The sequence below is a fragment of the Pseudomonas sp. TSRC2-2 genome, from assembly GCF_049897785.1.
Classification (GTDB): domain Bacteria; phylum Pseudomonadota; class Gammaproteobacteria; order Pseudomonadales; family Pseudomonadaceae; genus Aquipseudomonas.
Genome location: NZ_JAFCWZ010000007.1, coordinates 318,137 through 335,345 on the forward strand (window position 1 = coordinate 318,137; position 17,209 = coordinate 335,345).

Genomic DNA, 17,209 nt, shown 5'->3' on the forward strand with positions numbered 1-17,209 from the left:
GCAAGCTGACCTACCGCTTTCGCGAGCAAGCCCGCTCCCAGAGGGTTCCATGTAAGCAGGTCGAAAGTGGCGCATCAGATAGCCCCTGCAAGCGGCTTGCGCGCGACGACATTCACCAGCGTCTCTTCGCGTTCACCGAATGGCTTGGGTTTGCTCAAGCCAGATCGCTCCAGCAAACCAAAATCCTTCGACCGGCTCCACCACAGATACGGGTAGGAAACATTGCGCTCGGCAAACTCGAAACCCTGCTCGCGGATCATCTGCAGATAGCCGGCGGCGCTCTTCTGCACGTGCATCGGGTGGCGGAACAGCCAGCGGATCACCCAGGTATCGATGTAAGCCTCGGTGGATTCGGCGAACAGCAGATAGCCGCCCGGCTTCAGCACGCGATAGAACTCGGCCAAGGCCTTTTCCTGCTCGACCAGATGATGAAAAGTCTGGTGACAGAACAGCAGATCGACGCTGGCATCGGCGACGTCGAGCGTGGCGCAATCGCTGCCGATCAGCTCGACTTGCAGGCCCAGGCGCGCGGCTTCTTCGGCGCTGAGTTGCAGGCTGTGCGGGTCGGCGTCGACGCCGATCAGTCGCTGTGGAGCGAAGGTCTGGTGCAGGTGGCCGAACGACTTGCCCTGCCCGCAACCGGCGTCCAGCAGCACTGGGTGTTCCGGCAGCGCTTCACTGAATAATCCACGCAGATCGTTGATCGCCACGCGCAGCACATGGTGCTGCCAGGTGCGGCTGCGCAGGAACCAGAGACCGAAGCGGGTTTCCTCGACGTAACTGTCGCTCAAATAATTCATGAGGCGTCCTGCGCGCAGAGTCGGGAAATCATCTTCAGCCGTCGACGCGCTTCGCTGACGAACGGGTTGCGCTCGTCCCAGGCGTAACCGGCAAGGATCGAGCAGATCATCCGGCGAATCTCCGCCTGACTGTCCTCGTAGAAAATCACGTCCTGGAAGGTGCCGGCGTACCAGCCTTCGACGTAGCAGCGGAAGGTATCGACGCCGCGTTTCAACGGCTCGGCAAACTCGCTTTGCCAGTCGACCGTTTCACCCTGGAGCTGGCGGTGCAGCACGCCGGCGGCCATGCTCGCCGAACGCATGGCGATGGTCACGCCGGAGGAGAACACCGGGTCGAGGAATTCTGCGGCGTTGCCCAGCAGCGCGAAACCCGGGCCGTGCAGGGTTTTCACATTGGCCGCGTAACCGCCGAGGGTGCGCGCCGGGGTGTCCCAGACCGCATTGTTCAGAACCCCGGCGAGGCTTGGCGTCTCGGCGATGAAACTGCGCAGGCAGGCATCGAGATCGCTGTCGCGGCCCTGAAAATGTTCCTCAGCCGCGACCACGCCCACCGAGCAGCGGCCATTGCTGAACGGGATGGTCCAGAACCACACATCGCGATGCTCGGGATGGGTGGTGACGAGGATCTTTTCGCGGTCGAACGCCGGATTGTCGATGTGATCTTCAACGTGGGTGAACACCGCCTGACGCACCGGGAAGTTCGAAGGCGCTTCGAGGTCGAGCAGGCGCGACAGCACGCGGCCGTAACCGCTGGCGTCCAGGACGAAATCGGCTTCGACGCGGTACTCGCTGCCGTCTTCGCGGCGTACATCAAGGAGTGGCTTCGCCTGATCGAAATCGACGCTGATGATCGCATCGCCATAGCGGATTTCAGCGCCTTGCAGTGCCGCTTGGTCGGCCAGCAACTTGTCGAAATCGGCGCGCTGCACCTGGAAGGTGGTCGGCTTGCCGGCGGTGAAGGTGTCGCCAAAATCGAAGGCACTGTAACGCTCGCCCCAGGCAAACGCCGCGCCGGTCTTGCGCTGGAAACCAGCGGCGTTGACTGCGTCGAGCATGCCGGCTTCTTCAACGAAATCCAGGCAGTGGCTGAGCAGGCTTTCGCCAATCGAAAAACGCGGGAAGTGCTGGCGCTCGAGCACCAGCACATCGTGGCCTTTGCGCTTGAGCAGGGCCGCAGCGATAGCGCCGGACGGGCCGGCACCGATGATCACGACCTGACGGGATTCCATTTCAACGATTGGCACGTGAGCTCCGGGGCAAGGGACTGTTCAGATTCAGGGGCGCGCGATGCAGACCGATAAGGGCCGGCAGCAGCGTCGCGATCAGGCCCATCAGCATCAGCGCGAAATACAGCGCCGGGGTGATGAGCTGTTGTTGCAACAGCAGGTTGAGAAAGACGATTTCGCTCAGGCCGCGAATGTTCAACAGCACGCTTTCGCGCCAGCGGCTGGCCCCGGCAAACGAGGCGCCGGCCCAGCCGAGGCCGAGCCAGTTGCCCAGCAGTTTACTGGCAATCGGCACCAGCAGCAGCGCCGCCCATTGTCCGGCGTCGAGGCTGGCGAGGGCGCTGTGCACGTCGATCTGGACGATGCCGAACGTGAGGATCAGCGGGATCGCGATCCACGTTTGCAAACGGCTCATCCAACGCGCCGGCAACGGCAGCACCAACGGCACTTGCAGCAGCGCCATGCACAGCAGATAGCCGATGCCGAAAATCAGCGCGTTGAGTTTGTAATGTTCGGCCATGACCAGCAGGGCGAAGAAGCCGAGGCTGTAAGTCAGCGGGCGACGAACGCGCAGCAGGTGCAAAAGCAGCGGCACGCCGGCCATGGCCACGGGCAGCAACAGGCTGCTCAAGTGCAGGCTGCCCTGCGCGAGGCCGAACAGCGTCCAGCAGGTCAGGTCGATGAGGATCGCGGTCTGCACCAGACGCTTGGTGGCGGCGGGCGGGTAATCGATGTGGCGCAAGTACAGGTACAACACCGGGATCGCGGTAATGGCGAAGACCAGTCCGATGGCCATCGCGCTGAGCCACGGTTGCGCTGGCAGCAACCAGTACGCAACCGCCAGCCCACAAATGAACGGCACAGCGAAACTCGGCACGGCGATTTTTACGCTCTGGCGATCCAGACGCAGGTCGATGACGTCGCTGAGGATGTGCCCGAGCAGCAAGGCGAAGCTCAGGCTGTAGAGGTTTTTCAACCAGTGCGGTGCGATCAGTTGTGCGCCGCTGAGCTGCCAGCCTGGCTCGATCCAGAAGTACATCAGCAGGGGCAAACCGAAGCTTGCCAGCAACAACTGACTGACGATCGGAATCAGGCCGAAATGGCGGCCGACCCGGGTCGCCAGGGCAAACAGTGCCAGGGCCAGCAGCCAGAAGCCGAAGGCCATCATGACTTTGTCTCCGCGACCGGTGCATGGCGCCAGGCCCACGGTGCGAGCATGAAGCTGAACGCCAGACCCAGGCTCACCGACAGGCCGAAATTGCTCACCGCCGGCGTGCTGGACACGGCCAGCAGGCCGAACGACAACCACGTTGTCAGCGCCGCGAGCAAGGTGCCGAGCAGGCTTACCGCCGCGCCGCCGACCTGTTCACGCATGAGGATTGCGTAATCGACGCTGATCGCCGTCACCAGCAGCAGGCCGAACAGGCTGAACAGGGTCAGCGGCTGACCCAGCCAGCCAAGGCTGGCCAGACTGCACAGCGCCGCCAGCAGTGGCAGGGCGACGATACGAAGCGCGCCGGCCAGGCCGAACGGCAGCATCAGTACCAGCACGATCAATACGCAGGAAGCGAGTTTAAGTTCGGCGGCGCTGAGCTGCGTGGCCGCGAACACCTTGTTCAGATCACCGAGGCGATCAACCAGCACCACCCCCGGCAGGTCCAGCGCTTGCACGCGCAGCAACGACGGGTTGTTCAAGCCCTGCAGGCTGGTGATTGCCGCAACGCCGTGTTCAGTCGGACCAAGCCACAGTGTGCGATACGGTTCGCCGAGCGGGCCGGCCAGCGCGGCGTCGATGTCTTCGGCGGGCAGGGTCTGCAACTGCTGCAATTCGTTTTGCAACGCCGCCGCTGGCACGCCGAGATCGAGCAGCGGTTGCCAGAACGATGGCAGCTTGTTCAGTGATTCGCGCACTTGCTGTTGCTGACTCGGCGCGCTGACCAGTTGATCGAGGGCCAGATAGCCTTGCAGTTTTTCGAGATTGACCAGTTGCTGCAGACGCTCGCTCAGCGCTGCCTGACGCTCGAGCAATTGCTCCTGATTGGCCGCACGGACAAGAAAGAACTGGCTGGTTGGTTGATAACCGGTGATACGTGCGATGGTCTGCGCTTCGTCAGTCAGATGTTGCGGTGCACCGACCCATTGGCGAATGTCGTTTTTACTCTGCAATTGCATCAGGCCGCCGACGCAGAAGGCGATCAGCAGGGCCAGCAGCACGGGCGTGCGAACGCAGCCGAGCAGTGCTTCACGCAGGTCGATCAGGCGTTCGGCCAGGCGCAGCGGCCATTGCGCCGGGCGCAGTTGGACATTTTTCAGCAGCGCCGGCAGCAGGCAGACCGCCGACAGATAGGCGCCAAGCAAACCGGCGGCGGAGAACACGGCAATCTGAGTCAGCGCAGGGAACGGAGTCCAGGCCAGGGCCAGATAGCCGATAACGCTGGTGATCAGGCTCAGGGTCAGCCCCGGCAAGGTCAGGCGCAGGGCCGGCCAACTGCGCCAGGGCTTGAGGCTCCAGCTCTTGGACAGATAGTGCAGCGGGTAATCGACGGCAACGCCGATCAGGCTCGAACCGAGCACCAGCGTCATTACGTGCATGTGGCCGAACAGTGCCACACAGGCCACCGCACCGAACAGCATGCCGACCAGTACCGGGACGAAGGCCAGCAGCACGCCCCAGCGGCGAAACGCCAACAGCAGCAATAACAGAATGCCGACCGTCGCGCCGCCGCCGACCCAGGTCATTTCGCGGGTGGCCTGTTGCTGACCGTTGGCGGCGTAGAGCAGGCCACTGGCGGCGAGCAACCGCACGTCACTTTGCGCCGCTTGTTCGCGGCTGTTTTTGAGCAGATCCGCGACTTGCAGCGGCAGGTTCATGTCGAAGGCATCGCCGGTGGTGCGCGCGCGCAACATCACCCAGCTCTTGCCATCGGCATTGGCGATCAATGCGCCGCTGCCGATGTCCAGTTGCACCGCGCCGTGTTTCGGCTGGCTGTTCTGGATGCGTCCGGTCAGGCCCAGCCAATCGTCCTGGCTCGGCACCAGAGTGAAACCGTTGAAAGGGTCGAACAACGCCTGCACCCGCTGCTGAATGAACACGTCGGGATGTTCGCTGAGCAGTTGCCGATCATCCGCCGAGAGCATCGCCAGGCGCCCTTGCAGCAATTGCGTACGCAGCGCCGGCAAGTCGGCTTGCAGATTCCACTGCACGGTTTCGAACAGACCGCTGGCCTGCCATTGCTCGCCGAGCGTCTTTGCCATGGTCAGCGCTTGCTGGCGATCGGTGTGGCCGACCAGCACCAGCATTTCGCGGTTGAGCGGCTCCTGCATGCGCTGCTCGGCGCGCAATTCCAGCGCGTCGGGACTGGTCCCGGGCACCAGCTCCATCAGGTTGGCCGACAGCGGCGCACCGTCGCGCCACTGCCAGGCGGCCAGCGCAACGACGGCCAGCAGCAGGCTCAGAAACAGCCAGGGCAGCCTGCGTTCACTCGGCAAAGTCATGTTGCTCCGCTTCGCTCAAGGGTTTCCCGGCCGTGCTGTCCTGCATGCGCAGCAGTGTGCTGTCGCCCTGGGTTTCCAGCAGCTCGATGGTTTGCACCAGAGCGCCGCCGTCGATATTGATCTGCTGGAACACTTGCTTGAGCAACATCGAACGCGGCGTCAGGGTCAGTTGCCACTGCTGCGCCGTGCCGCTCAGGGCCAGTTCAAAATCTTGCTGCAAACCGCTGCTGTCGCCTTGCAGCACGGCGAGGAACAAACGGTTCTGCTCGGCGCCCGCGCTCTTGTTCGGCAGCAGTTGCCAGCCATTGTTGTCGCGGCGGGCGATGCCTTTGGCGGTGATGCGGTAATCCTGCTGCAGCGGAGTTTTCAGCAGCCACAGCAGGCCCCGGTTTTTAGCGAGGACGAAACTGCCCTTGCTGATCAGCGGCTGAGGCAAGGCGCGCAGGTGTTTTTCCTGAATGAACTGGCCGTGGATCACGTCCGGTTTCGCCAGTTGTTCACTGAGCTGTTGCAGGTCGAAGGCATTGGCCCATGACGACACGGCCAGCAGCGTCAGTGCGCCAAGGCTTCTGAAAAACACATTCATCGCAGCATCCTTTCCACGGCATCGGTAAATACTTTCGGTGAAGCCAGTTGCATCTCGCGGCTGCTGACTTGGACGGCGACCTGCACTGAGCTTGCGCGGGTCAGGCGTTCGCCGGTCTGCAGGTCGGTGATCAGGTAATTGATCTTCAGACGGTTTTCCCACTCGACCAGACTGGCTCGAACATTCAGCCGCTGGCCGAATACTGCGCCGCGCACGTAGCGCAATTGCAGGTCGATGATCGGCCAGGCGTAACCGGACCCGACCATGTGCGTGTAGTTGTGGCCGATCTTGTCCAGCAGCGCGCAGCGTGCCACTTCCAGGTATTTGACGTAATGGCCGTGCCAGACCACATGCATGGTGTCGACGTCAAAAAACGGCACGAGGATTTCGGTGTCGGCGTGAAGCACTCCGGCGCTACGCATGCAGCCTCCAGTGTTGCGCGGCGATGCGTTGCAGGCACAGGCGCAGTTCGCCTTCCAGCGCACGGTCTTCGATGACCGGCGGGAAGTCTTTGCCGAGTTCTTCGTGCATCGCCGCCAGCGCTGGCGGCAACGGACGCGCGTTGTCGGCTTGCACACGCAGCCACACGCCTTGATTGGCGGCGAGCAACGTGGCGGCGGCGACCTGTTCGGTCAGTTCCAGCACGCGAATTGCATCACGGGCGGCGATGGTGCCCATGCTCACCTTGTCCTGGTTGTGACACTCGGTCGAGCGCGAGAACACGCTGGCCGGCATGGTGTTTTTCAACGCCTCGGCGGTCCAGGCGCTGGTGCCGATCTGCACAGCCTTGAAGCCGTGATTGATCATCGCCCGATCCGCAGGAGCGCCCGAGAGGTTGCTCGGCAAACCGTGGTTGTAACGCTCGTCGACCAGTAGTGCCAGTTGCCGATCAAGGAGATCGGCGACGTTGGCCACAAGGTTCTTCAGGCTGTCCATGGCGAACGCAATGTGCCCGCCGTAGAAGTGCCCGCCATGCAAAACGCGCTCGGCTTCGGCATCGATGATCGGGTTGTCGTTGGCGCTGTTCAGTTCGGTTTCGATGAAGCCGCGCAGCCAGTTCAGGCTGTCGGCCAGGACGCCGAGCACATGTGGCGCGCATCGCAGCGAGTAGCGATCCTGCAGGCGATGCAGCGGTGCAGTCGGCGCGTCGATCGCCAGATCCTTGCGCAGCCACGCGGCCACCTGCATCTGCCCCGGATGCGGTTTGGCCGCGAACAGGCGTTCGTCGAAGTGCTCCGGATTGCCTTGCAGCGCGACCACGTTGAGCGCGGTGATGCGCGTGGCCAGTTGCAGCAGGTAATCGGCGCGAGCGAAAGCGAGGCAGGCGAGGCCGGTCATCACCGCGGTGCCGTTCATCAGTGCCAGCGCTTCTTTCGGGCGCAGTACCAATGGCGTCCAGCCCAGTTCGCGATGCACGTCGGCAGCCTGACGACGTTCGCCACGGAACATCACTTCGCGCTCGCCGGACAGGGTTGCAGCGACATACGACAGCGGCGTCAGATCGCCGCTGGCGCCGACCGAGCCTTCTTCGGGAATCAACGGCAGGATGTCGTGTTCGAGAAACGCGTGCAGACGCTCGAGCAGTTCGACGCGCACCCCGGAAACGCCATGACACAACGACTGCAAACGCGCCGCCAGCACGGCGCGGGTGGCTTGCGCGTCGAGCAGTTTGCCCAGGCCGCAACCGTGAAAGGTGTAGAGATGACGCGGCAGCGCCTCGACGTGATGCAGCGGCACCGCGACCACGCAGGAATCGCCGTAACCGGTGGTGACGCCGTAGATCACGCCTTCCTTGTCCAGCAGCGAATCGAGAAACCGCGCGCCCTTGGCGATGCGCTCGCGATAGTCGGCGTCAGCCTGTAACTGCACGGGTGCCTGACGGTTGGCCAGGGCCAGCACGTCTTCGATGCGCAAAGGGCGTTCGCCGAAGGTTACCGGCTCATGGGTTGGCGTCGTCATCGGTCTTCCAGAAAGGGTAAAAGTTGAACCATTGCTGCGGGGCTTCGAGGCAATAGTGACTCAGGCGCTGCGCGTAGCGGGTGGCCCACTGATGAATGACCTGCTCGCGCTCGCGGCGTGTCCACACCACTGCGTCAGCGAACGGTTCGAGAGTCAGGCGATAGTGGCCGTCGGGTTGTTTCAGGCACATCAGCAGATTTACCGGGCACTTCAACAGGCCGGCCAGCAACCACGGGCCTTGGGGGAACGGTGCCGGATGGCCGAGAAAATCCACGGTGACACTGCGCCCGCCGTGCAGCGGCACGCGGTCGCCGGCGATCGCCAGCCACTCGCCGCGCTCCAGCCGTTCGTGCAGTTGCAGCATGATCACCGGGTCGAGTTCGCTGACCTGAATCAGGCGCAGATTGGTCGCCCCGGCCTCGCCGAGCAAACGGTTGAACTGCTCGGCGTGCTTGGTGTGCACCAGCACGTTCATGGTGACTTTTTCGCCGATCTCTGCGAGCGCCCGGCACACTTCGAGATTGCCCAGGTGCGCGCCAACCAGCAGTTGCCCGCGACTGCCGCGCAACTGCTTGCGCAGCAGCGCCGGGTCGATGATTTCGATCTGCTCGATGCTCAGCTTGCCGTTCCACACGTCGAGCTTGTCGAGCAGAGAGTCGGCAAATGTCATGAACTGGCCGAACACCCGCCAGTGGCTCGGGCGCAGGTCGTCGCGCGGGCTCCACTCGGCCAGACGCTGCTGGTACTGCCAGGCACTGCGCCGGGCGATCCGGCCGAACAAAAAGAAATACAGCACGATGCCGTACAGCAACGGACTGAGCAGTCGGCGGCCGAGAACTCTGGCGGCGAACGCGGTGAATTTCATCAGCAGGAAACTGCCGCGTTCTTCGCGGTCGGCCCAGTGCTTCTTGTCCACTTCTTCGCTCATGGTTTCCACCGCCGCCAGAGGATCACCGGCCAACGCAGCAACATGCCGAGGAACAGCCGCGTGTGCATGCTGGAGATCAGCGCGTTGTCGTGGAACAGGCGAAAGTGCGACACGCCGTCCAGCGGGTAGTGCACGCTGGTCTGCAGCCAGCGCATCGGCTGATTGCGCCAGGCCAGGCGCACGAGAATGTCAGAGTCGAAATCCATGCGCTTGCCGACTTTGGCCGAGTCGATCACCGCCAGAGTCGACGCCAGCGGATAAACGCGGAAGCCGCACATCGAATCGCGGATCTGCAACGACAGGGTGTTGATCCAGACCATCACGTGGGTCAGGTAGCGTGCGTACAAACGTCCCTTCGGCACGCTTTCGTCGAACAGCGGATAGCCGCAGATCATCGCCTGCGGATAAGCACGGGATTCGGCGACGAAGCGCGCGACATCGTGCAAATCGTGCTGGCCGTCGGCATCGACCTGCAGGGCGTGAGTGAAGCCCAGACGCGACGCTTCGCGCAGACCGGTCATCACTGCGCCGCCCTTGCCCTGATTGGCCGTCAGGCGCACCAGGAAAACCCTGTCGCGCTCGGCCAGGGCGTCGAGCACCCGTGCGCAGGACGACTCGCTGGCATCGTCCACCAGAATGCACGGCAGGTTCTGGGCAAGCAGGGCATCGACCACGGTGGTGATCGCGGTTTCGTGGTTGTACACCGGGATTACGGCGCAGGGGTTATGCATGGCCAGGCCCCAGGAGGATGCGCCCGCTGGAACAGGTCGCCGTGTCATTGCGGTAGGCGAAATACAGCTTGCCGCGCTCGGCATCGAAACGCAGATGCAGCTGGATTTCATCGCCGGGCCGCACCAGTTGCTGGAACTTCAGCACTTCCATGCCCGCGAACGCACCGTCCAGCTTCAGCAACTGCCGACCCAGATTCAGCGCCCACTCCACCTGCACCACGCCGGGTAGCACCGGTGCCTTGGGAAAATGCCCGCTGAAGTAGGCCAGATCCGGCGGCACGCTGAGTTGCAGGCTCCACTCGCCGTCGCTTGCGCTTTGCTCAAGCACTTCGGGGGCTTTCGGCCGTGCGGCCAGCAGCAACGCTTCAACGTCGGCTTGCGCCAGTTTGCCCTGGCTGTTCAACGGCATTTGCCGCAGCAGGCGCCAGCGACGGGGCAGGGCGAGCGCTTCGCAATGTTGGCTCAGATGTTTGCGCAGGGTTTCGGTCAGACCACGGCGGCCGTGCTCACGCAGGGCGAACAGGCCAGACTCGCTGAGCACCAGCAGCGCACCGAGTGAGGCGCGGTTTTCCTGGACCACGCCGAGGCGCGCTTCGGCGACCCAGTCATGATCGACCAGAGCCTGCTCAAGCATCGGCAGAGAGATGCGCTTTTCTTCCAGTTTGACGATGCGGTCCAGTCGCCCCAGTAATTCGAAGCGCCCATCGGCAGCGATGCGTGCGGCATCGGCGCTGTGTTCGATATGACCGGCAGGCAGATACGGCGAGGCAATCAGCAGGGCGCCGTCGCTGTCCTGGCTCAGTTCGACGCCGGCAAACGGCTGCCACAACGAATCGCCCTGGCGCCACGCGATGCCGCCGGTTTCCGAGCTGCCGAGGATTTCCGTCGGCCATTGCTGCAAGCGCTGTCGCAGGCTTTGCGCCGCTTCCGGCGGCAACGCGCCACCGGAAGAAAACACCCGGCGCACCGCGCTCAGGGCCGGCCAGTCGAGGTTGTCGCCCATGCGCTTGAGCAGCGCCGGGCTGGCAACCCAGGCGAAGGCCGGGTATTCGCGGCTGGCGCGCTGCAAGTCTTCGGAAAAGGCCAGTTGCCGGCGCACGAACGGACGCCCGGCGCACAATGGCCACAACACGCGAAACAGCAGGCCGTAGATGTGTTGGGTGGCGACACTGCCGATGATGCAGGCTTCGCCGAGGTCTGCGCCCCATAACTGCTCCAGCGCTTCGACCTCCTTGGCCAATTGGCGCAGGGTCTTGTCGATGCGCTTGGGTTCGCCGCTGGAGCCGGAAGTGCACAGGCTCAGTCGGCACTGATCGAGATCCAGTTCGGCGCCGGGTAATCCGGGGTGGGTGAAGTCATGGAGCTGCGCATCGCCCGGCTGATCGGTCAGCCACAGGTCGACTTGAGGGGCCCAGCGCTGACGCGTCTGCGCTTGCAGATCCGCCGGCAACAACACGCTGACGCCGGCACGCCACGCACCAAGCAAGGCAATGGCGAGGTCGGCGGCGTCTTCCAGATGCACGGCCAGCCCCTTCACGCCGCGAGCTTGCAGGCCAGCGGCGACACTCAGTGCCCGTGCATGCAGCTGCGCGTGATCCAGCGCCGGCGCCTGGCAGATCGCCCGTGCCGGCAACGCCTTGAGCAAAAGTTGCTCAAGTTTTATCCAATTCATGTACGGCCTCTTACCCGTTGTCGTATCAGCCATTCAATGGCAAACATCAGGCCGATCAATCCGTAGGAGATCAGGCCGGTGTACAACATCCACCAATCCAGCGGCGCCCACAGGGTGAGGAGGGCGGCGCACAAACCGTTGCAGAAGAAGAACACGCTCCAGGCCAGCGTGACCTTGCGCGTATAGCGAATGGCGACCTCCGGCAGCTGTGGCTCACGCAAACGCGCCAGACGCTCGACCATTGGCGGGCCGTATTTCAGGCTTGCGCCGAACAGCACCAGCATGAATGCGCTGATCAGCACCGGGTACCAGCGCAGCAGTTGCGGGCTGTCGAACACCGCCAGCAGCAGGCAGAACACCATCGCCACGCAAGCCGTCCACAGGCTGCCGGGCTTGCGTTCGCCGGTCAGGGCGCGCGCCAGCCACAGGCTGCCCAGCAGCAGCGCAAATTGCCACGGGGCAAAATGCTCCATGCCGAAATACACCGCAAAGGGGTACAGCAGACCGGCCAGCAGCAGGCCCAGGCCGATCAGTCGGCTCATGCGGCCGGTTGAACCAGACGGAACACCGCCTCGACCACGTCGCCCACGGTGCGCACCGATTTGAATTCTTCGGCGGCGATTTTCTTGCCGGTCTGGCGTTTGATGTGATCGATCAGGTCGACGGCGTCGATGCTGTCGATTTCCAGATCCTGGTACAGGTTGGCGTCCATGCTTACGCGGGCCGGATCCAGTTCGAACAGCTCGACCAGGGCATCGCGCAGGGTGTTGAAGATATCGTCACGAGTTTGCATGGTCCGGTCTCAAGCTGCCTGTTTTGCCGTGACGAATGCCGCAAGGCTGGCCACGTTGGTGAAATGGTTGCGGGTATCTTTGGCATCGGCGTCGATCTTGATGCCATATTTTTTCTGGATTGCCAGGCCCAGTTCCAGTGCGTCCACGGAATCCAGGCCGAGGCCTTCGCCGAACAGGGTCTGCTCGTCGCCGATGTCCTCGGGGCTGATGTCTTCCAGGCCCAAGGCGTCGATGATCAGCAGTTTGATGTCACGCATCAGGCTAGCGGTGTTCAGTTCGCTCATCTGCGGCGAGCTCCTTAATGAAATAGTCATGCAAATAATCGTTGAGCTTGCGTGAGGCCTGTGGGGCGGGGCCTTGCGCGGCGAAGGTCTGTGGGTCTATATCGGCCCCGACGCGAAAACTGAAGTGCACGCGGCGATGAGGGATGCGATACCACGGCTCGGCTTTGGTCAGGGTGGTCGGGCTGACCTTGATGACCACCGGGGTAACGATTTTCGCACCACGCAGGGCAATCGCCGCCGCCCCCCGATGAAAGGCCGGCGCCTGTCCCGGCCGGGTGCGGGTGCCTTCGGGGAAGATGATCAGCGTCTGGCCGTCCTGCAATGCCTGCGCCGCGGCGTCGAGCATGTCCATGCTGCCGTCGTTGCTGATGTATTCAGTGCGGCGCAGCGGGCCACGGGTGAACGGGTTTTCCCAAAGGGTTTTCTTCACCACGCAGTTGGCGTGGCGCACCAGACCGATGAGAAACACCACATCGATCAGCGACGGGTGGTTGGCGATGATCATCTGCCCCGGCCGGCCGAGGCGTTCGGCGCCCTCGATGTCGTAAGTGAGCACGCCGGTGCGGGCCATGAACCGCACGAAAAACCAGAACAACCGACTGACCGTACGCCGCGCGCGAAGGCGATGTTCAAATACGTCACCGCGCAGGCAGCCAAGTAACGGAAATACCAGAAGACGCAGACACAGCCCGCCGAGCCCGAACAAAGCGAAGCTCGCAGCAGTGGCCAGCAGGCGCCAGTAGTAGGCGTCGCGGTGTTTGGCGGTCACGGGTTGCGATGCCAGGTCCATACACGATTTTTCCACGCATGTTGGCAATCAGGTTGCTGGCCGAGCAGGGTTCGCAGCAGGTTGAGCGCGTGCGGCCAGTGCGCCTTTGACCGGGTTTCGGTGCTGCTGTTCAGGGTCAGCCGCCAGTCGGTACCCGGCGTGAGCAATAAACCCAGCGCATAAGGGAACGGCACATCGTCGACCCATTGCGAATAGGCCTCGGGCGGTTGTTCTTCAGTGATCACCAGCAGCACCGCCGGGGCGCCTTCATCGAGCAGTGCCGCTGCTTCGAGCATGCCGTGTTCAAGGCCGTCGCCAGCGGCGGCGAGGGCAGTCATTTCGCTGGTTTCGCCGCGCATGATCGACCACAGGCCGATGATCGCGTTATGCACCGAAAGGCTGAACTGGGTCGGCGACAAGGGCTGTTCGGTGGCCAGATCGCGGAGGATTTCAAATGTGCGTGGGGTTTCGCCGTGCCGTGAGACGAACACCAGCGGCAGCTTGTCGCGTCCGTCGGCCAATGGCCAGCCCACGCTGAAGGCCATGCGTGCGAGGCGACTGAGGCGGCGGCGCTGCATGGCTGGCAGAAACGACACATCGGGCGCGGCATCACTGCTCTGGAGCACGACCGGCTGTCGGCTCCAGGCCTGCCAGGCGTCCACGCTGTCGAGCCCCGGAGCCCACGCGCGCCATTGGGCGATGTTGAAGTTGATCACGGACATTCATCCCGCCCCTGCGGGCTTTCGTTGACGCGTTGAGTCACCAGCGCCGCAGCAGGCTTGGCTTGGCGCAGGGCGCCGGGTGGCGCGCATTATCCCGGTGCGACGGGTGTGTAGCAAATGTTGGTTACATTTTGCCCAACAAAATGTACCGAGCGGTTCGCCGTGTGGCTGTCACTTGGCCATTATCCAGATTCCACGCGGCCTGTCTGTCAGGTGAGTCTGTGATGACTGGCGGCTTTTTCCCTGCCTGTGCGCCGATATTTACACCTGACGATGTAGTCCATGTCGGTGAAGGTAGCGAAGCGTGGCCACCGGCAACTACACTCGGTCATTCTTTGATACACGGAGGTTTGGTCATGCGGCGCGTGGTGTTCAATCAGAAAGGTGGCGTGGGCAAGTCCAGCATCGCCTGCAATCTGGCGGCGGTCAGTGCCAGCGAGGGCTATCGCACCTTGCTGGTCGATCTCGATGCCCAGGCCAATTCCACTCAATACCTGACCGGGCTCACCGGCGACGACATTCCGATGGGCATCGCCGATTTCTTCAAACAGACGCTGTCCTCCGGGCCGTTCTCGAAGAAGAATCAGGCGGACATCTACGAGACCCCGTTCGACAACCTGCACATCATTACCGCCACTGCCGAGCTGGCTGACCTGCAGCCCAAGCTTGAGGCAAAACACAAGATCAACAAGCTGCGCAAGTTGCTGGACGAATTGTCGGAAGACTACGACCGGATTTATCTGGATACCCCGCCAGCACTGAACTTCTATGCGGTATCGGCGCTGATTGCGGCGGATCGGGTGTTGATTCCTTTCGACTGCGACAGCTTTTCCCGTCAGGCCCTGTACGGTCTGATCGCCGAGATCGAAGAGTTGAAGGATGACCACAACGAAGGGTTGGAAGTTGAAGGCATTGTGGTCAATCAGTTCCAGGCCCGCGCCAGCCTGCCACAGCAGATTCTCGATGAGTTGATCGCCGAAGGCTTGCCGGTGTTGCCGGTGTATCTGAGCAGTTCGGTGCGCATGCGCGAGTCGCACCAGGCCAGCATGCCGCTGATCCACCTCGACCCACGGCACAAGCTGACCCAGCAGTTCGTTGAACTGCACAATCTGCTGGAAGACCACTGATCTGCCGAATCACACGCTAATCCCCTGTGGGAGCGGGCTTGCTCGCGAAGGCGCAAGGTCAGTCGACATCAATGTAGGATGAAAAACCGCTTTCGCTGGCAAGCCCGCTCCCACAGGTTTCTGTGTTGGGTCAGATCCCTTGGCTACGCAGCCACGCCATCAATTGCGGCAATGGAAATGCACCACTCTGGCGCGCCACTTCCCTGCCGTTTTTAAACAGAATCAGACTCGGAATCGAGCGAATCCCCAACTGCGCCGACAGCTGCTGGTTCGCTTCGCTGTCGAGCTTGGCCAGCCGACACTTGCCCGCCAATTGCGCTGCAGCCTGTTCGAACACCGGCGCAAACGACTTGCACGGCCCGCACCAGTGCGCCCAGACATCCACCAGTAACGGCAGATCGCCCTTGATCTGACTGGTGTAATCGCCTTGCTTGAGTTCGAACGGTTTGCTCAACAGCACCGCAGACTTGCAGCGCCCGCATTTGGGCTGGTCAGCCAGGCGCTCGGCGGGGATGCGGTTGAGGCCGTTGCAGGTGGGGCAGGGGATGAGGAGTGGGGTGGTCATATTCGGCTCATTGAAATTCAGCGGTTCGTGCGACCTATCTGGAGCCGCACGAGCTGTTTATCAAGTTCGCGCGCTGGGGGCTCACGACGAACAACTGATCTCCAGATGCTTGCCCCACTCTGGCGGCCGCTCGGCATAACCTTCCATTCCCGGCTGCTCTTCGAACGGTTTGCTCAGCACCGAGTGCAGCCGGCGCACCTCGGAATAATCGCCTTGCTCTGCCGCATCAATGGCTTTTTGCGCCAGATAGTTGCGCAGGATGTACAGCGGATTGACCGCGTGCATCCGCGCGCGGCGCTGCTCTTGATCGGTATCGCCATCGCGAGCGACGCGGGCGACGTAGCGTTCGCCCCAGGCATCGAAACCCTTGATATCGACAAAGTCATCACGCAAGCGAGCCACGGCCTGTTCGGCTGACTCTTCACCGAGGCGGCGGAAGAACAGTGTGTAGTCGACGCCGCTGTTCTGCATCAGTTGCAGCAGGTTTTCCAGCAATTGCTGGTCGTCGTCTTCGGCAGTAGTGAAGCCGAAACGGCGGCGCATCAGGTCGAGGTAATGCGCCTGGAACAGCGGCAGGTACAAGCCGAGGGTTTCGCGCAGGGCTTCGACGCTGATGAACGGGGTCAGTGCCTGGGCGAGGGCGCTGAGGTTCCACTGGCCGACCGGCACCTGATTGCTGAACGAGTAACGGCCCTGATCATCGGAGTGGTTGCAGATGAAGTTGGCGTCGAAATCGTCGAGGAAGGCGAACGGGCCGAAGTCGAAGGTGATGCCGAGGATCGACATGTTGTCGGTGTTCATCACGCCGTGACAGAAGCCGTAGGCCTGCCATTTGGCGATCAGTTCGGCGTTGCGTTCGACGACCTCGCGGAACATCGCCAGATACGGTTCCGGTTGTTCCAGGCATTCGGGGAAATGCATCGCCAGGACATGCTCGCCGAGCTGCTTTTGCTGTTCGGGGCGCTTGGTGTAATAGAAATATTCGAAGTGGCCGAAGCGGATATGACTCGGCGCCAGGCGCAGCACCATCGCCGCGCGCTCCTGTTTTTCCCGCCAGACTGGTGTGTCGGAGCCGATCACGCAGGCTGCGCGTGAGGAAGGAATGTTCAGCGCATAGAGGGCTTCGGAAGCTAGAAATTCGCGGATCGAAGAGCGCAACACCGCACGACCATCGCCCATGCGCGAAAACGGCGTCTGCCCGGCGCCCTTGAGGTGCAGGTCCCAATGTTCGCCGACGTTGTTGTAGACCTCGCCGAGCAGCAAACCACGACCGTCGCCCAGTTGCGGCGTATAGCCGCCGAACTGGTGGCCGGAGTACACCATCGCCCGTGGCTCCGCATCGGCCCACAGCGTGTGGCCGCCGAACAGTTCGACAAACTCTTGAGTTTCGGCAGTCGCCGGGTCCAGGTCGAGCAGGGCCAGTGCGGCCGGGCTGGCCACTACCAGCCCTGGATTATCGATCGGCTCGGGCAGTACGTGAACGGAGAACGCGTCGCCCAGGCGGGCGAAGCGGTTGTCGAAAGTCAGTTCGTCGAGGGCTTTCACGGGCCG

At 62.6% G+C, this 17,209-nt stretch carries 18 protein-coding genes; 1 reads left to right on the top strand and 17 read right to left on the bottom strand.

What is annotated here, in order from left to right; all coding sequences use genetic code 11:
• Nucleotides 1-74 precede the first annotated feature (74 nt).
• From ACP7D9_RS16585 to ACP7D9_RS16655, 15 genes are read right to left on the bottom strand one after another with little or no spacing between them, the layout of a single operon-like run.
• Nucleotides 75-800, bottom strand: coding sequence for a class I SAM-dependent methyltransferase (locus tag ACP7D9_RS16585; protein WP_426158622.1), 726 nt, complete (start codon nucleotides 798-800; stop codon nucleotides 75-77).
• Nucleotides 797-2,044 (bottom strand): NAD(P)/FAD-dependent oxidoreductase, encoded by a 1,248-nt coding sequence (locus tag ACP7D9_RS16590; protein WP_426158624.1) that lies wholly within the window; start codon nucleotides 2,042-2,044, stop codon nucleotides 797-799. Before ACP7D9_RS16590 ends, ACP7D9_RS16585 begins: the two co-directional genes overlap by 4 nt.
• Nucleotides 2,031-3,194 (bottom strand): sodium:proton antiporter, encoded by a 1,164-nt coding sequence (locus ACP7D9_RS16595; RefSeq protein ID WP_426158626.1) that lies wholly within the window; start codon nucleotides 3,192-3,194, stop codon nucleotides 2,031-2,033. Before ACP7D9_RS16595 ends, ACP7D9_RS16590 begins: the two co-directional genes overlap by 14 nt.
• The gene (locus tag ACP7D9_RS16600; protein WP_426158628.1) at nucleotides 3,191-5,521 is read right to left on the bottom strand and encodes an MMPL family transporter; all 2,331 of its coding nucleotides are present in this window, start codon (nucleotides 5,519-5,521) and stop codon (nucleotides 3,191-3,193) included. The genes ACP7D9_RS16595 and ACP7D9_RS16600 overlap by 4 nt, the downstream gene beginning before the upstream one ends.
• Complete coding sequence (locus tag ACP7D9_RS16605) at nucleotides 5,505-6,107, bottom strand: outer membrane lipoprotein carrier protein LolA (protein WP_426158630.1); 603 nt, start codon at nucleotides 6,105-6,107, stop codon at nucleotides 5,505-5,507. Before ACP7D9_RS16605 ends, ACP7D9_RS16600 begins: the two co-directional genes overlap by 17 nt.
• Complete coding sequence (locus ACP7D9_RS16610) at nucleotides 6,104-6,529, bottom strand: acyl-CoA thioesterase (RefSeq protein ID WP_426158632.1); 426 nt, start codon at nucleotides 6,527-6,529, stop codon at nucleotides 6,104-6,106. The genes ACP7D9_RS16605 and ACP7D9_RS16610 overlap by 4 nt, the downstream gene beginning before the upstream one ends.
• Nucleotides 6,522-8,066: an HAL/PAL/TAL family ammonia-lyase gene (locus ACP7D9_RS16615; RefSeq protein ID WP_426158634.1), complete on the bottom strand. Its 1,545-nt coding sequence runs from the start codon at nucleotides 8,064-8,066 to the stop codon at nucleotides 6,522-6,524. Before ACP7D9_RS16615 ends, ACP7D9_RS16610 begins: the two co-directional genes overlap by 8 nt.
• Entirely contained in the window at nucleotides 8,047-8,994 is a 948-nt protein-coding gene (locus ACP7D9_RS16620) for a glycosyl transferase (protein WP_426158636.1), read from the bottom strand. The genes ACP7D9_RS16615 and ACP7D9_RS16620 overlap by 20 nt, the downstream gene beginning before the upstream one ends.
• On the bottom strand, nucleotides 8,991-9,725 hold the full coding sequence (locus ACP7D9_RS16625; protein ID WP_426158637.1) for a glycosyltransferase family 2 protein: 735 nt from the start codon (nucleotides 9,723-9,725) through the stop codon (nucleotides 8,991-8,993). The genes ACP7D9_RS16620 and ACP7D9_RS16625 overlap by 4 nt, the downstream gene beginning before the upstream one ends.
• The gene (locus ACP7D9_RS16630) at nucleotides 9,718-11,397 is read right to left on the bottom strand and encodes an AMP-binding protein (RefSeq protein WP_426158638.1); all 1,680 of its coding nucleotides are present in this window, start codon (nucleotides 11,395-11,397) and stop codon (nucleotides 9,718-9,720) included. The genes ACP7D9_RS16625 and ACP7D9_RS16630 overlap by 8 nt, the downstream gene beginning before the upstream one ends.
• On the bottom strand, nucleotides 11,394-11,939 hold the full coding sequence (locus ACP7D9_RS16635) for a hypothetical protein (RefSeq protein WP_312997768.1): 546 nt from the start codon (nucleotides 11,937-11,939) through the stop codon (nucleotides 11,394-11,396). The genes ACP7D9_RS16630 and ACP7D9_RS16635 overlap by 4 nt, the downstream gene beginning before the upstream one ends.
• Nucleotides 11,936-12,190: an acyl carrier protein gene (locus ACP7D9_RS16640; RefSeq protein ID WP_016772026.1), complete on the bottom strand. Its 255-nt coding sequence runs from the start codon at nucleotides 12,188-12,190 to the stop codon at nucleotides 11,936-11,938. The genes ACP7D9_RS16635 and ACP7D9_RS16640 overlap by 4 nt, the downstream gene beginning before the upstream one ends.
• Nucleotides 12,191-12,199: 9 nt before the next feature.
• On the bottom strand, nucleotides 12,200-12,475 hold the full coding sequence (locus ACP7D9_RS16645; protein ID WP_101156557.1) for a phosphopantetheine-binding protein: 276 nt from the start codon (nucleotides 12,473-12,475) through the stop codon (nucleotides 12,200-12,202).
• Entirely contained in the window at nucleotides 12,453-13,265 is an 813-nt protein-coding gene (locus ACP7D9_RS16650) for a lysophospholipid acyltransferase family protein (protein WP_101156554.1), read from the bottom strand. Before ACP7D9_RS16650 ends, ACP7D9_RS16645 begins: the two co-directional genes overlap by 23 nt.
• Nucleotides 13,241-13,966: a beta-ketoacyl synthase chain length factor gene (locus ACP7D9_RS16655; RefSeq protein WP_101156552.1), complete on the bottom strand. Its 726-nt coding sequence runs from the start codon at nucleotides 13,964-13,966 to the stop codon at nucleotides 13,241-13,243. The genes ACP7D9_RS16650 and ACP7D9_RS16655 overlap by 25 nt, the downstream gene beginning before the upstream one ends.
• A gap of 356 nt (nucleotides 13,967-14,322) precedes the next feature.
• On the opposite strand from ACP7D9_RS16655, the gene ACP7D9_RS16660 reads away from it, so the two are divergent.
• The gene (locus ACP7D9_RS16660) at nucleotides 14,323-15,093 is read left to right on the top strand and encodes a ParA family protein (protein ID WP_016772022.1); all 771 of its coding nucleotides are present in this window, start codon (nucleotides 14,323-14,325) and stop codon (nucleotides 15,091-15,093) included.
• Nucleotides 15,094-15,223: 130 nt separating this feature from the next.
• Here the strand turns inward: ACP7D9_RS16660 and trxC are convergent, their stop codons facing one another.
• Both trxC and selO read right to left on the bottom strand, forming a co-directional pair.
• Nucleotides 15,224-15,658, bottom strand: coding sequence for a thioredoxin TrxC (gene trxC, locus ACP7D9_RS16665; protein WP_426158641.1), 435 nt, complete (start codon nucleotides 15,656-15,658; stop codon nucleotides 15,224-15,226).
• Nucleotides 15,659-15,739: 81 nt separating this feature from the next.
• Nucleotides 15,740-17,203 carry a protein adenylyltransferase SelO gene (gene selO / locus ACP7D9_RS16670; RefSeq protein WP_426158643.1) on the bottom strand — a complete coding sequence of 488 codons (1,464 nt, stop codon included), beginning with the start codon at nucleotides 17,201-17,203 and terminating at the stop codon, nucleotides 15,740-15,742.
• Nucleotides 17,204-17,209 lie beyond the last annotated feature (6 nt).

Bases quoted from the DNA above. Each gene is read 5' to 3' on its own strand.
- ACP7D9_RS16585 (WP_426158622.1), bottom strand. From the start codon at position 800: ATGAATTATTTGAGCGACAGTTACGTCGAGGAAACCCGCTTCGGTCTC.
- ACP7D9_RS16595 (WP_426158626.1), bottom strand. From the start codon at position 3,194: ATGATGGCCTTCGGCTTCTGGCTGCTGGCCCTGGCACTGTTTGCCCTG.
- ACP7D9_RS16600 (WP_426158628.1), bottom strand. From the start codon at position 5,521: ATGACTTTGCCGAGTGAACGCAGGCTGCCCTGGCTGTTTCTGAGCCTG.
- ACP7D9_RS16605 (WP_426158630.1), bottom strand. From the start codon at position 6,107: ATGAATGTGTTTTTCAGAAGCCTTGGCGCACTGACGCTGCTGGCCGTG.
- ACP7D9_RS16610 (WP_426158632.1), bottom strand. From the start codon at position 6,529: ATGCGTAGCGCCGGAGTGCTTCACGCCGACACCGAAATCCTCGTGCCG.
- ACP7D9_RS16615 (WP_426158634.1), bottom strand. From the start codon at position 8,066: ATGACGACGCCAACCCATGAGCCGGTAACCTTCGGCGAACGCCCTTTG.
- ACP7D9_RS16620 (WP_426158636.1), bottom strand. From the start codon at position 8,994: ATGAGCGAAGAAGTGGACAAGAAGCACTGGGCCGACCGCGAAGAACGC.
- ACP7D9_RS16625 (WP_426158637.1), bottom strand. From the start codon at position 9,725: ATGCATAACCCCTGCGCCGTAATCCCGGTGTACAACCACGAAACCGCG.
- ACP7D9_RS16630 (WP_426158638.1), bottom strand. From the start codon at position 11,397: ATGAATTGGATAAAACTTGAGCAACTTTTGCTCAAGGCGTTGCCGGCA.
- ACP7D9_RS16635 (WP_312997768.1), bottom strand. From the start codon at position 11,939: ATGAGCCGACTGATCGGCCTGGGCCTGCTGCTGGCCGGTCTGCTGTAC.
- ACP7D9_RS16640 (WP_016772026.1), bottom strand. From the start codon at position 12,190: ATGCAAACTCGTGACGATATCTTCAACACCCTGCGCGATGCCCTGGTC.
- ACP7D9_RS16645 (WP_101156557.1), bottom strand. From the start codon at position 12,475: ATGAGCGAACTGAACACCGCTAGCCTGATGCGTGACATCAAACTGCTG.
- ACP7D9_RS16650 (WP_101156554.1), bottom strand. From the start codon at position 13,265: ATGGACCTGGCATCGCAACCCGTGACCGCCAAACACCGCGACGCCTAC.
- ACP7D9_RS16655 (WP_101156552.1), bottom strand. From the start codon at position 13,966: ATGTCCGTGATCAACTTCAACATCGCCCAATGGCGCGCGTGGGCTCCG.
- ACP7D9_RS16660 (WP_016772022.1), top strand. From the start codon at position 14,323: ATGCGGCGCGTGGTGTTCAATCAGAAAGGTGGCGTGGGCAAGTCCAGC.
- trxC (WP_426158641.1), bottom strand. From the start codon at position 15,658: ATGACCACCCCACTCCTCATCCCCTGCCCCACCTGCAACGGCCTCAAC.